Annotated in this window: 10 protein-coding genes; 2 read left to right on the top strand and 8 right to left on the bottom strand. The window is 67.2% G+C overall.

Annotated elements, in window-relative coordinates:
• A partial coding sequence (locus VLG41_RS10875; RefSeq protein WP_325349415.1) for an FAD-dependent oxidoreductase occupies positions 1 to 321 on the bottom strand: 321 nt, incomplete at its 3' end.
• Positions 322 to 489: 168 nt separating this feature from the next.
• Positions 490 to 1,446, bottom strand: a complete 957-nt coding sequence (locus VLG41_RS10870) for a LysR family transcriptional regulator (RefSeq protein ID WP_325349414.1) — start codon at positions 1,444 to 1,446, stop codon at positions 490 to 492.
• A 123-nt stretch (positions 1,447 to 1,569) separates the two neighbouring features.
• On the opposite strand from VLG41_RS10870, the gene VLG41_RS10865 reads away from it, so the two are divergent.
• Both VLG41_RS10865 and VLG41_RS10860 read left to right on the top strand, forming a co-directional pair.
• Complete coding sequence (locus VLG41_RS10865) at positions 1,570 to 2,577, top strand: Bug family tripartite tricarboxylate transporter substrate binding protein (RefSeq protein WP_414652481.1); 1,008 nt, start codon at positions 1,570 to 1,572, stop codon at positions 2,575 to 2,577.
• 11 nt (positions 2,578 to 2,588) lie between these two features.
• Entirely contained in the window at positions 2,589 to 4,127 is a 1,539-nt protein-coding gene (locus VLG41_RS10860; RefSeq protein ID WP_325349413.1) for an amidase, read from the top strand.
• Positions 4,128 to 4,422: 295 nt separating this feature from the next.
• Here VLG41_RS10860 and VLG41_RS10855 read toward each other — a convergent pair whose 3' ends face one another.
• The 6 genes from VLG41_RS10855 to VLG41_RS10830 all read right to left on the bottom strand — a co-directional run.
• Positions 4,423 to 5,016: a hypothetical protein gene (locus VLG41_RS10855; protein ID WP_325349412.1), complete on the bottom strand. Its 594-nt coding sequence runs from the start codon at positions 5,014 to 5,016 to the stop codon at positions 4,423 to 4,425.
• Positions 5,017 to 5,064: 48 nt separating this feature from the next.
• Positions 5,065 to 5,640 (bottom strand): hypothetical protein, encoded by a 576-nt coding sequence (locus VLG41_RS10850; RefSeq protein ID WP_325349411.1) that lies wholly within the window; start codon positions 5,638 to 5,640, stop codon positions 5,065 to 5,067.
• The gene (locus tag VLG41_RS10845) at positions 5,637 to 5,828 is read right to left on the bottom strand and encodes a hypothetical protein (protein ID WP_325349410.1); all 192 of its coding nucleotides are present in this window, start codon (positions 5,826 to 5,828) and stop codon (positions 5,637 to 5,639) included. Before VLG41_RS10845 ends, VLG41_RS10850 begins: the two co-directional genes overlap by 4 nt.
• A 186-nt stretch (positions 5,829 to 6,014) precedes the next feature.
• Positions 6,015 to 6,590 carry a hypothetical protein gene (locus tag VLG41_RS10840; RefSeq protein ID WP_325349409.1) on the bottom strand — a complete coding sequence of 192 codons (576 nt, stop codon included), beginning with the start codon at positions 6,588 to 6,590 and terminating at the stop codon, positions 6,015 to 6,017.
• A gap of 250 nt (positions 6,591 to 6,840) precedes the next feature.
• On the bottom strand, positions 6,841 to 7,365 hold the full coding sequence (locus VLG41_RS10835) for a hypothetical protein (protein ID WP_325349408.1): 525 nt from the start codon (positions 7,363 to 7,365) through the stop codon (positions 6,841 to 6,843).
• Positions 7,362 to 13,102, bottom strand: a 5,741-nt coding sequence (locus tag VLG41_RS10830) for a DUF637 domain-containing protein (protein WP_325349407.1), incomplete at its 5' end; no start/stop codon positions are given. The genes VLG41_RS10830 and VLG41_RS10835, both read right to left, overlap by 4 nt.

Genomic DNA, 13,102 nt, shown 5'->3' with positions numbered 1-13,102 from the left:
GGCCTCGATGCGCCGGTGCCTCGCGGGCCGCGAGTTCCACCAGTAGCGCCCCAGCGGCCCCGCCAGCGCAGGCAGCGCGCCCAGGTGGTAGTTCACGTCGGCGCCGCGCTTCATCGCCACGCGCGCGAGCATGGCCCAGTCGCGCGGAAAGGCGTACGGCTCCACCGCTTCGCGCTGGATGATGCCGGCATTGCCGTAAGAGGTTTCGCGGCCCGGCTCGCGCCGGTCGATCAGGGTGACCTCGTGGCCGCGCTGGCGCAGGTGCAGCGCGGTGCACACGCCCACCATGCCGGCGCCGAGGACGATGACCGCGGGCTTCATGCGCGCGCGCAGGCCACCACGAGCAACACGCGGGCTTTGGACAGGGGAAGCGATACAGGAGCGGTCATGAAGGCCTCTGAAAAATCGGTGCGGACATTATTCCTTGCAGCTCGGCGCCACCCCCATCGCCTGGCGTGAACCCTGCATTGCCGCTGCGGCAAGGACAGCTCATGACTCGTCCGCCAGGGCGTCCCTGAGGTGGGTGACGAAGGCGCGCGCGCCATCGGGCAACTGGCGACCCGCGAGCGTCTGCACCTCGAAGTGGCGCTCGTTCATCTCGCGGTCGCGCAGCGGCACGGCGTGCACCAGCCCCTGGTGCAGGTGCTGGCGCAGGGCGGTCTCGCCGCAGAAGGTCACGGCGTCGGTCTGCGCCGCGTAGTTCACCAACGGGTAGAGGTGGTTGCTGGTGAAGAAGGCCTCGATGTGCAGGCCCTGGCGGCTGCAGCTGATGTCGAGCAACTGGCGCAGCGTGGACGTGGGCGCCGGCAAGGCCAGCGGGTAGGCCAGCGCCTGCGCCAGCGAGAGCTGGCGGCGCGCGGCCAGCGGGTGGCCGGGTCGCATCACGGCCAGCACCGGCGAGGGGTGGCGCAACTCCACGCTGAGGCTGCGCTCCGAGGCCATGCCCACGGTGACGCCGATGTCCACCTCGCCTTCGCGCACGCGGCGCGCCACCTCGCCCTGCAAGCCCATGTCGAGCGAGAACCCGATGCCCGGGCGCTGGGCCTGGAAGCCGGCGATCAGCGTCGGCAGGAATTCGAAGGTGAAGCCTTCGGTGGCGGCCAGCCGCACCTGGCCCGCGCGCAGGCCCCGCAGCGCCAGGATGTCTTCCGTCACGCGCTCGATGTCGAGCCAGGCGCGGCGCGCGTGCACCGCCAGCAGCTCGCCCGCCGCGTTGAGCGCCATGCCGCGTGAGCGCCGGTCGAACAACAGGGTGTCGAGCTCGCGCTCCAGCCGCGCGATCTGCCGGCTCACCGCCGATGGCACGACACCCAGGCGCTCGGCCGCCTCGGTGACGGAGCCCGAGTGCACCACGGCCATGAAGTACTTGAGCGAGACCTCCTGCAGGACGGCCTGGTTGATGGAGCGGCGCGCGGGCGCCCGGCGGGCGGTGGAACGGCGGGTCATGCGCCGTCAGCCTAATGAAGCTTTGCCGTAATGGCAACGAAACATTCTTGTTGTTGGTGTTGCGGCACAGGTCCAGGCTTCCTAGCATGCGTTCGCATCCGCCCACCACCCAGGAGCCCGCCCGTGACCGACACCCTCCTCTTCTCCCCGCGTTCGGGCCGCCGCGCCTTCGCGGCCCTGGCGGTCGCCTGGCTGCTGGTGCCCGCCGCCGCCCCCGCGCTGGCCGAGACCGCCTACCCCAGCCGCCCGATCACGCTGGTGGTGCCTTTCCCGCCCGGCGGCAGCGCCGACACCCTGGGCCGTCTGGTCGGCAAGGGCCTGGGTGACGAGCTGGGCCAGCCGGTGGTGATCGACAACCGCCCCGGCGCGGGTTCGGCCGTGGGTGCGGGCTTCGTGGCCAAGGCCCCCGCCGACGGCTACACCCTGCTCATCAGCTCGGGCTCCACCTTCACGGCCAACCCGGCGATCAAGGACAAGCTGCCCTACCACCCCGTCAACAGCTTCGACCCGATCGCCATCGTCGGCCGCATCCCCCTGATCCTGCTGGCCAACAAGGACGTGCCGATCAACACCGTGACCGAGTTCGTCTCGGCCATCAAGGCGCGGCCCGAGCAGTATTCCTACGCCTCCTTCGGCAGCGGCACGACCTCGCACTTCGCGGCCGAGATCGTGCTGCAGTCCGTGGGCGCGAAGCTGCTGCACGTGCCCTACCGCGGCAGCGCCCCCGCCATGACCGACCTGATCGGCGGGCGTGTGCCCTTCTCGCTGGACACCGTGACCGCGGCCCTGCCGCAGCTCAAGGCCGGCAAGGTCAAGGCCATCGCGGTGACCACCGCGCAGCGCTCCTCGCAACTGCCCAACGTGCCCACCTTCGCCGAGGCCGGCTACAAGGACATCGACGCCGACACCTGGATCATGATCGTCGCCCCCAAGGGAACGCCCGCCCCGGTGCGCGCGCGCCTGGAACAGGCCCTGACGAAGGTGATGGCCAGCCCCGACGCCAAGGCCGCGTTCCAGGCCCAGGGCGCCGAGCCGCGCTTCGGCAACGCCGCGGCCTCGGTGGCGCAGATCGACAAGGAACTGCCGCTGATGCGCGCCGTGGCCCGCCGCGCCAACATCCAGGCCGACTGAACCGCCACCCCATGCAGCACCCCACGCCCACGGAGCTGACCGCCACCTCCGCCGTCGAACTGCGGCGCCTCATTGGCGCGCGCCAGCTCTCGCCCGTGGAGCTGCTCGAGGCCTGCATCGCGCGCATCGAGCGGCTCAACCCCTTCGTCAACGCCATCACCGCCACCTGCTTCGAGCGCGCCCGCGTCGAGGCCCGCGCGGCCGAGCGGGCCGTGATGCGCGGCGAGCCCCTGGGCCTGCTGCACGGCCTGCCGCTGGGCGTGAAGGACCTCGAGCCCACGCAGGGCCTGCTGTCCACCATGGGCGCGCCCAGCCTGCGCAACCACGTGCCATCGACCGACATCGAGCTGGTGGCGCGCCTGCGCCGCGCGGGCGCCATCGTGGTGGGCAAGACCAACGTGCCCGAGATGGGCGCGGGCGCCAACAGCCGCAACCCCGTGTGGGGCGCCACCGGCAACCCCTTCAACCCCAACCTCAACGCGGGCGGCTCCTCCGGTGGCTCGGCCGCCGCGCTGGCGCTGGACCTGCTGCCGCTGTGCACCGGCTCGGACACCGGCGGTTCGCTGCGCATCCCCGCGGCCAAGTGCGGCGTGGTCGGCCTGCGCCCCTCGCCCGGCGTGGTGCCCAACGCGCGCAAGCCCCTGGGGTTCTCGCCCATCTCGGTGGTCGGCCCCATGGGGCGCGACCTGGGCGACACCTGCCTGCAACTCGCGGCCAGCGCGGGCCCGCACCCCGGTGATCCGCTGTCGCACCCGTTGGACCCGCTGGCCTTCCTGCGCCCGGCCGAGGTGGACCTGTCGCGCCTGCGCGTGGCCTGGACGCAAGACTTCGGCCTCTGCGACGTCGACCCCCTGATGCGCCGCGCCTTGCGGGACAAGATCGCCGCGATGGCGCCTCTGTTCGCCGCCTGCGACGAGGTCCGCTTCGATCTCGGCGATGCGCACCGCTGCTTCGACGTGCTGCGCGCCGAGGCCTTCGTCGCCGGCCTGCGCGACACCTACGACAAAGACCCGGCCAGCCTGGGCCCGAACCCGCGCGCCAACTACGAGATGGGCGCGCGCATGGGCCTGGCCGACACCGCCTGGGCGCAATCCGAGCAGACCCGGCTCATCGCCCGGTTCCAGCGCGCCACCGAGGGCTACGACCTCGTGCTCTCGCCGACCACGCCGGTATCGCCCTTCCCCTGGACGCAGCCGCACCTGGCCGAAATCGACGGCCGCGCCCAGGACAACTACTACCGCTGGCTCGCGCTGACCTATGTCGTGACGCTCACCACCCACCCCGCGCTCGCCCTGCCCTGCGGTAGCGACGACAACGGCATGCCCTTCGGCCTTCAGGTGGTGGGGCGTTTTCGGGGCGACCTGGCGCTGCTGGGGGCCGCCGCGGCGATGGAGCGCGCCTTCGCCAGCGATCCGCGGCTTCGCCGGCCGCGGCCGGATGTGGCGCGCCTGCGCACGCCCGATCCCCGGCTCGACTCGATCGTGACCGCACCGCCCGACGATCCGCGCGCGCACGCGCCCACGGATGGAGCCGCCGCCAGCGCGGTGTAGCTGTCCGGGCCAAATTTCAGGAGTTCACCAGGCCGTGCTGCCGAGGGTCACGCCCAGGGCGCTGCCCGCATACGTTATCCCTTGAACCTCGGCAGTCTTCCCACATCGCCGTTGCCGCTTCTTGATGAATGCACCATCCCCCACGGGGGAATGCGTCGGGCACCCCAAGCAATCGAACGTCAACGTCGACCTTCAAGCGCTGCACGGCGACGCTGGCGGTGGCGAGGTTTCTGGTGAAGCGGGCTACACCATTGGTGAAGTTGCATCGAGTGGCGATGGGCCGGTGCGGGCGAGACTATGACGCTGCCTTCGGATAGCTGACCTGAACAATGCCCGTTGGATGCGACCGTTTGGGAATGTCGAGGAAGCTTGATGTCAGGCCGCCCCCCGGCAACCATGCGCGAATCGAACCGACCTTCTCACCTTCGTGGATGGCATCAGCCAGCACAAGAACTTTGTATTCCCCGTCCCGTGGGAACACGCCGGTGATGTGGCGATGGGTAGGCGAGATGATCGTGCCCTGGGCGATCATCGTGCCTTCATGGTCCAGCAAGTAGGCATCTGGCACGACCGTCCACTTCCGAAAACCGAGGCAATCGCAAATGGCGAGCACAGTGAGGGCGTAGGGCTGTCCTCGGACGCCTTGTAGGGAGACGACTTCGAATCTTCCTTTGAGACTCTCCCCGACCATCAAAGGAGAATTCATTCCAATCTTGATGTTCCTGCCGTTTCCGTACTCGACGTGCCCTATTGGCTTCGTGCTCAGCGCAGCCGTACGCAAGTCGGAATGGCGCACATCTCCCGCGAATTCGGAGCGCGAGATGCTGGCACAAGCGGACAGCGACAAGACCGCCACGATGATGAGGAAGGATTTGAAGATTGTTCTCATGAATTGCTGCTGGACGAAATGAGGATCGTTGTGGGGGAGTTGTGTCCATCAGTACGGGACGCTGAACAAGCCGTCAGTTAACTCGCCGGTCTCGGTGTTCAGCACAAAGAAGCTCTCGGGAGGATGCTCCTTGGTGCCAACCAGTACACCGAACTGAACGATGGGAGGGTCAATCGCCTCACCTGGGCGACCGATTGGCATGGTCTTGTGCGTGATCGTGCGCGTAAAAGGTAGGTCGATGACGTAGCTCGCGCTTCTCTCTGATCCCTGCGCAAAGTGCACTTGGCAACGGATGCTACCGTCGGCGTTGTAGATCGCAGCGTTGTTGGGACAAGGGAATATGTCGCTGCCGTCGGGGTGGGTGTAGCTTCCAGGTTTGAAGATGACAAGCACGCCAGTGCGGTCAGGGAGGATCCATGCCAACTCGCAGAATGGAAAGGAGACATAGGTGCCATCGTCCAAGATCAGCGCGGCTTCAATTTCCTTTTTTGGTGGCTTTAGAGCCTTCACAGCCGCCCAACGCAACTCACCATCTTCGTTGCTTCCATCAACAACTACTTGCGCTCGTTCGCCCCCGGCACCTTGTTTGACGAGCAGCGTTTTTGAGATCTTCTGTCCGGTCATTTCAGCTCTCTTAGGGACGATGGATCAATGACGAAGCTGGAAGGTGAAGAGAATGGTGCGTTGTCCATGAACTGCACTTGATGGCCACCGCCGGGCAGGAGGCTGCTGGCCTGCTTGTCGTACATGGGCCCCACCGTTCCTTCTCGAAGACCAACGCCCGGCCTGACTGTGAACTCGACGACGTACATGGGAGCTCCACTTTGACCTTTCCATTCGCTGCTGATAGCGAGACTGGATCGAACGTCACCAATGCCATTGATGGGATCGCGCGTCGCCCATCCACCAAGCTTCTGCAGCGGGCTGCAGAGCAGCAGCGCAAAGGTACTGGCAAGCCAAGTTGTCCTGCTGCTTCGCCTCATTTCCGCTTCCTGCCTTCAGCGCGGAACACTGAACAGGCCATCTGTTAACTCACCAGTCTCGGTATTCAACACATAGAACCTCTCTGGAGGATGCTTCTGTGTTCCAACCAGCACACCGAACTGCACGATTGGGGGGTCAATCGGCTCACCTCGGCGACCGATAGGCAATTCCTTGTGAGTAATCGTTCGCGTGAATGGCAGCCCAATGACGTAGCTCGCGCTTCGCTCTGGCGCACCTGCAAAGCGCACTTGACAACGCAGGCGGCCGTCTGCGTTGAAGATGGCGGCGTGGTTGGGAAACGGAAAGATGTCGCCACCGTCGGGATGGGTGTAGCTGCCGGGCTTGAAGATGACGAGTACACCGGTGAGATCGGGCAGGATCCATGCCAGATCACAGAACGGCAATGGGACATAGGTGTCGTCGTCCAGGACTAGCGCGGTTTCCAGTTGACGTTTTGGTGGAATGAGTCGATCCACCTCCCTCCAGCTTTGGATGGCGTCCAGCGAGCTTCGCTGGCTGATGACGCTCGCCTGAGCGCCGTCGCTACCCTCCCAAAGAAGACTTACCTGATGCACCAGCGACGAATTCATGGCGCGACCTTCCGTGCACGAGAAAGATCAATGACAAATGCGTCGGGCATCAGATATGGAGATGTTCCCAGGAACTGGACTTGATGCCCTCCACCGGGAAGTGTTGTGCGGGTGTTCTTGTCAAACATGGGGCCGACTTGACCCTCGCGCAGACCTGTCCCGGGCTTAACGTCGAACCCGATGACATAGATCGATCATGGCTTGATGTCTTCAGAACGAAGACACGTCATCAGTGTCAATCGCCTCTGACTCAATACCTGACCCACTGCATCGCGTCGATCAGATCGGGGTGCTCAGAGTTGACGGCATAAGCCCACGCTGGCGTATCATTTTCTGAGTACGCCACCAACACGCCCAGCATGCCTTCGAATTTCTCAGGTAGCGTTCCGCCGTGCAGGCAATCGATGTGGTGAACGCGTGGATCCACGACCTTTAACTGAAACCTCAAACTGCCATCGGCATTGAAGATGGCGGCGTTATTGGGATAGGGAAAAACGTCGCTGCCGTCGGGGTGCGTATAGCTGCCATGCATGAAAATGGCGAGTACGCCGCTGCGATCGGGGAGGAGGTAGGCAAAATCCTTGAACGGAAGACGGACCACTTGCCCATCATCAAGGTCCAGTTCAGTTCGAACGGTCCGCGTTGGTCTTCTAAGACCTTCGAGCACTCTCGCGCGAACATCCGCAGGTTCATCTCCACCATCTATAACCCACCTAGCAAGGGAGCCATCGGCCCCTGCCTTCATCAGCACTACCTTCGCGATCCGTCCCGTCATGGCTGAATCCTCCCCGAACGAGACAAGTTGACGACAAAGTTTTCGGGCGATGTATGAGGAGCATTTGCCATAAATTGAACTTGATGTCCCCCGCCTGGAAGTACGGATCCGATCTTGGAATCGAACATTGGTCCTACCGTCCCCTCGCGCACGCCAACGCCCGGCTGGACAGTGAACTCAACTACATACATTGGCGTGCCGTTCCTCCCTTTCCACTCGCTGCTGATTGCCAAGTTCTTGCGAACATCCGATGCAGTTCGAATTTGGTCCTTAGTCGCCCAAGAGCCCATATTTTTTCCCACCTCTTCAGGCTTTCCATCACCGACTGCGTTGACGATTCTTTGATAGTTCTGTTCGTCAACAACCATCCGATACACCTCCGGTTCAGTCACAACCCGGTCCGTCACTATTGTTCCTTCCCGCCAAGCGGGTCGCTGAGTCTCCCAGCTTCTCGGGTTGAATCCCTGTTCCCGATCACTCGTCGTTTTGACTTCATCTACCCGGGGAAGCCCATCCCGATCCGTCACCTGCCCCGCGTTGATCACCTCCGCGCGGTGCGTCGTCCCCGGCTGGAAGTCGCGCACCGCGTGCCCGCCGTAGCCGGGCATCTCGGCGCCGACGTTGTTGTCGATGCGAGCCCGCGCCAGCAGCTTGGCCTCCTCACTGCCCACGCGCGCCGTCGTCCCATCCGCAAAGCGCAGCAGCTTGTGTCCGCCTTCGAGCACCACCTCCGCCAGCACCTTGCCCGGCGCACTGAGCAGCAGCGCGCCCACCACCACGTCCTCGGGCCCGGGCAGCAGCAGGAACACACCCTGCGAGGTGCTCTGCGCCAGTTGCACGTGGAAGTTCTGGCGCAGCGCGGCTGAGGGCTGAACCTCGCCCGCCGTCGCCACGTTCAGCGCAAAGCCCGGCTTGGGGCTGTTGGCCCAGACGTATTGGCCATTGACCCCACCGTCGCTGCCATGGACCGCGTTGCCCATCGAGCGGGCCTCGGCGATCTTGCTGTTGCACAGCGCGGGCGTGGCGCCGGCACAGGCCGATTGCAGTTCGCGGTCGCGCGTTCGCGAGAGCTCGGCCAGTGCATCGCGTCGGCCGCAGGCGCTCGCGTCGCCGCCCGCACATTCACGGGCTGCGCGCTCGTACTGCTCCACCTCGGACAGGCGCAGCATGCTGGTGCGGCTGTGGTTGAGGTAGTTGTGCTCGGCCGCATTGCCCCCGGCCGTGGCACCGATGGCCACGCCCTCGGCGCTGCCCGAGGCCAGGGCGCCGCCCAGGCCCGCGATGAGCTGCGCAAACGCCAGCGTCTCGGCCTGGTTGCGTGTGCCGTCCGGGTTGAACCAGGCCGCGACAAGTTCGCCGAGCAGCGCGCCTGTGCCCCCGGCCGCGCAGCCTTCACGGCCTGCCTGCACCGCGCCTGAGGCACACCCCAGCAGCGCATGCAGCATGTGCCGCCCCGCCGCATTGAGCGTGACGCCGCCGTTGCCATCCGGCACGCCCAGGTCCCCGATGGCGTCCGCCCCGAAGGCCGTGCCCGTGCTCAGCAGGCTGCTCACCAGCGCGCCTTCGAGCGCCTTGTCCAGCGGCGTGCCCAGCAGCAGCGCGTTGGCGCTGGCCCGGCCCGCGTGTTCGATGAACTGCTTGCCGAAGTAGGCTCCCATGCCATCGTTCAGGCCGATGTCCTTGAGGGCCTTGCCGGAGAACTTCAGGTTGTCGCTCAGCCCCTGCACCAGCCCGGCGCCGGCCATGGACACGAGGAGTTGCTTGACGCCGTCGCTCGATCCCAGGTCCTTGAAGACGGCGGAGAGGTCGCCGCCGTTGTTGACGAAGCTCACGGCCGCCGTGCCGGCCAGGGTGGTGAAGCCGGCGTTGATGGCCGCGCCCGCCGCCGTGTAGACGGTGGCGCCCGTGGCCGTGGTGGTGGTGAGGGCTGCGGCGGTGGCACTGCTGGTGCCACCGGAGGCGGTAATGGCCAGCTCAGTGCCCATGCCCATGGTGAAGTACGCCACCACCGCCATGAGCAAGGCCGCGCCCACGCCGGTGAGTCCCTGGGCCTCGTGGTCCCATTCGCGCCGGGCCAGCTCGATGGCACGCCAGTCGACGTCGGGGCGCTGGCTCAGCTCGGCCAGGTACTGCAGGCCGGGTTGAGTGGACAGTTGCTGAATCTGTTGGCGCAAGGCCTGCGACCTGGCTTCACCGCCCTCACCACCGATCCTCGCGAGGGCCACGCTGCCGAGACCCCCACCGGGCGGAGGTGCGTCGTCGCTGCGCGCATCCGCCTGGGTGGCCACCCCCTCCTCAATGCCCACATCCACCCCGACCCGCAGCGTCTCGTCGATGCTCACCTTGCCGTGCAGCTCGGTGGCGTTGAGCGTCTCGTGCTCGTGCCCCTGGCTGCTCATGGACTGCCAGACGCGGTCGCTCTCGTTGTGGCGCTCCACGCTGGCGAGGTCGCGGTCAACAGTGGCACCCAGGATCAGCTCGCCTGGCACATCGTCTGGAGCGCCTTCATGCGCACTGTCCCGCCCGCCTTGCGCAGCGCCTTGCTGCCCCAGCGCACTGCGCTCGAAGCGGATGGCCTCGGCCTGCAGCCGCGCGCCCTGCAGCTCGGTGCGCTCGCCCACGCCCACGCGGATCTCGCCGCCGGCGCGGATGTCGGTGCCGTGCGCGGTGCTGCGCGCGCGCAGGGCGTCGATCGTGGTGTCGCTGCGGTGCAGCTCCTCGCCCGACCCACCCAGACCGCTCACCCGGCGCTCGACCTCGATGTGGCGCTCGCTGATCCGCTGGTCCTGCGCGGCGCCCAGCACGGTGGTGCCGGCCCCGTCGATGTCCACGTTCTCTTCGGCGCGAATGCGCGTGCCTTCGGTGTAGACGCCCGCTCCACCGAGCAGGGTCACATTGCGTCCGCTCAGTTCGCTGGGGATCGCCTGGCTCTCGCGCAGCGTGAGGTCTTCGGTGACGGTCTTGCGGTTGAAGCTGTCGCCGTGGCGCACGCGGTGGTGCTCGTCCACGCTCAGGCGGCGCTCGCCGGCTTCGAGCAGCAGGGCGCCGGCGGCGCGCGCGTCGACGTCGCCCTGGGCGTCGATGTCCACGGCGCGCCCGAGCAGGTGGCGCCCGGCCAACATCGTCACGTCGCCATTGGCCTGGATCGTGGTGCCGATGTCCTCGCGCCGCTCGGTCCTCTGGCGGTGGTCGGCGCTCCAGTGGATGTCGTCCGTGCCCCCGGTGCTCACCGTGGGCAGCAGCAGGTCGCGGCCGGCAACGAGGACGCTGGGGCCGCTGCCCTGGTTCACCACCTCGGCCGCCTGCAGGCTCATGTCCTGAGCGGCCTGGGCGATCAATACGCCGGCCTCGCCGGTTACCACCAGGCGGGCCTTGCGATCGAGCACGGTACGCTCGACAGTACTGTCGCCCGCCGTGGTGGTGCTGCTCCGGGTGGTGCTGGCCACGACGATGTCGCGCCCGGCGTCCAGCAGCAGGGCGTCGCGGGCCTCGACTTCACCACCACGCACGTCGATGTCCTGCTCGGCCTTGAGTGCCGTGGTGCCCTCGCTGCCGATGCGCCCGCTGCTGCGGATGCCCTTGGCGTCGATGAGCACCAGCTCGCGCCCGGCGACGCTGCCGCCGTTGAAGAAGTCGCCGCGGAGGTCGAGGTGGACTTGCCGCCCGGCGATCAGGGACCCCTTGGGGCTCAGATCCCCTTCACGGGGCATCAGGTAGACCCGGGGCACCAGGGCGGTGTGCGTGGTCCCGTCGGGCAGGGTGACTTCCTGGGCTTCGAGCCAGACGATGTCGCTGGTGAGCGCGGCCACCTGCTCGGGGGTCAGGGTGATGCCCGGGCGCAGCTCAAACGCCCGGGCGAAGGTGGCGCCGGCCGTGAGCAGGGCCAGGTACTGGGCGTCGTCGTTCGTGTAGTCACCCAGGAAGCGCTGGCCGGTGAGCTGGGCGATCTGCTCGCGCACGAGGCGCTGTTCGTAGAAGCCGTCGCCCAGGCGCTTGTGCACGCTGGCCGGATCGATGTTGAGTGCGGCGAGCTGGTAGTCGGAGGCGAGCCATTGGCGCGGGTCCGTGAAGCGCGGGTCGGTCTCGATGAGGTAGGTGGCCGTTGGGCTCGCCGCGGCCTGGAACAGGGCGCTGTCCAGGGTGTTGTCTAAGGCCACGGGCGGGGCCGTGCTGGCGCCGGGGGCGTACTCGCGCGCGCTGGCCACGCTCAGGCTGACCTCGTGCTCCACCACGGCGCTGTAGGCGGCGTACTCGTGGCGGCGGTCGTCGTGGCACAGCGAGCAGTCTTCCTCGTAGTAGGAATAGACGGCCTGGCCGCTGATCTCGCTGCGCGCGAGCACACTGGCGTCGCGGTTGTCCAGGGTGGTGCCCAGCACGCTGAGGGCGCCACCGGCGAGGATCTGGCTCTTGTCGTTGATGGCCTCACGGGCCTGAATGCGCAGATCGCCGCCAGCGGCGATCTGGCCCGGCTCGCTGTGCAGCACGCGCGGCTCCTGGCGGGTCTCGCTGGCGTCGATCACCGTCCAGTCGCGCAGGGTGCGCGCGGCCACGCTGGCGTTGTAAGCGGTGATGCGCTCGTCCAGGGCGTCCTGGCGCTCGCTCTTGTGGATGGCGTACTGCTCGCTCTGCTGCAGCCAGGCCTGGTGGGCCTGCTGATGGGCGGGACTGCAGTTGGCGAATTCGACGGTGCAGTCGGGGCCCGCGTAGCTGGGGGCGGCCCCTGGCGAGGCCACGCCCAGGCGGGCCCAGATGGGGTGATCGGGGGCGTAGGTGTCGTTGACGGTGAGGCCGGGGTCGCCGCACTCGGGGCACTGCACGGTGTAGGTGCGGCTGCGTTCGATCTGGAAGCTGCGGGGCGAGCCGCCCCGGGGCTGAGCCCATGCGCTGGCCAGTGCGGGGTACTCGGCGAAGGGGTAGTCGGGCGAGGGCAGCAGCACGCGCGCGTCGGGGTCGTCGGCGTAGTCGGTGAGCGAGCCGAAGTTCAGGCCGAGTTCGTCGCTGGCGTAGTCCACGCCTTCGTGGCGCAGGCGCACGTAGGGGGTGGGGCTGCCGGCGACGAGTTCGGTCTCGAAGTGATCGTTGGCGTTGATGAGCACCCGGGCGTCGATGTCCAGATCGCCCAGGGCTTCGATGCGCGCGGAGCGGTTCTCCACCCGGTCGGCCGAGAGGGCCATATCGCCGGTGCTGAGGATGAGGGCGCCGCGTTGGTTGCTGATCGTGTCCTGCGCCGCAATGCTGAGTCGCTCCCGCGCGGCGATGACGGCGTTCTCTTCGTTGACCACCTGCTCGGCGGCGATGGCGACTTGGTCGCCGTAGAGGCGACCGCCGTTGTGCAGCGCCTGCACCTTCACGTTCAGGTTCCCGCCAGCGATGAGCGCGCCCTTGTTGACGAGGCGCCCGTCGGCGTGCAGCTCCAGGTTGCTGGCCGCGCTGGAGAGCACGCCTTCGTTGTTGACGCCCAGGCCCTTCTCCGTGCCGACGAGGAAGATGTGATTGGCGTACATGCCGCCCAGGTGAGCGACATCGAGCAGGAAGCGCGGGGGCTCGCCCACTGGGGTGGCGGACCCCGTGGGCGCCTGCGTGGCGGCGTCCACGGTGTTGGCGCCGTTCACGAGCTTCAGGTAGTTGGCCCACAACCCGGCGTTGACCTCGGTGGCGCGCGCGAAGATGGCGGTGTAGTCCGCGCCTCGGGTGTCCAGGCCGGAGCCGAAGATGCCCACGCTGCCGCGCTGCACGA

It is taken from the genome of Hydrogenophaga sp., from assembly GCF_035481345.1.
Lineage (GTDB): Bacteria > Pseudomonadota > Gammaproteobacteria > Burkholderiales > Burkholderiaceae_C > Hydrogenophaga.
This window is presented reverse-complemented; position numbering and strand designations above follow the sequence as displayed.

Coding starts and splice junctions, on each gene's coding strand:
- VLG41_RS10840 (WP_325349409.1), bottom strand. CDS start 6,590: ATGAATTCGTCGCTGGTGCATCAGGTAAGTCTTCTTTGGGAGGGTAGC.
- VLG41_RS10860 (WP_325349413.1), top strand. CDS start 2,589: ATGCAGCACCCCACGCCCACGGAGCTGACCGCCACCTCCGCCGTCGAA.
- VLG41_RS10850 (WP_325349411.1), bottom strand. CDS start 5,640: ATGACCGGACAGAAGATCTCAAAAACGCTGCTCGTCAAACAAGGTGCC.
- VLG41_RS10870 (WP_325349414.1), bottom strand. CDS start 1,446: ATGACCCGCCGTTCCACCGCCCGCCGGGCGCCCGCGCGCCGCTCCATC.
- VLG41_RS10835 (WP_325349408.1), bottom strand. CDS start 7,365: ATGACGGGACGGATCGCGAAGGTAGTGCTGATGAAGGCAGGGGCCGAT.
- VLG41_RS10845 (WP_325349410.1), bottom strand. CDS start 5,828: ATGTACGTCGTCGAGTTCACAGTCAGGCCGGGCGTTGGTCTTCGAGAA.
- VLG41_RS10855 (WP_325349412.1), bottom strand. CDS start 5,016: ATGAGAACAATCTTCAAATCCTTCCTCATCATCGTGGCGGTCTTGTCG.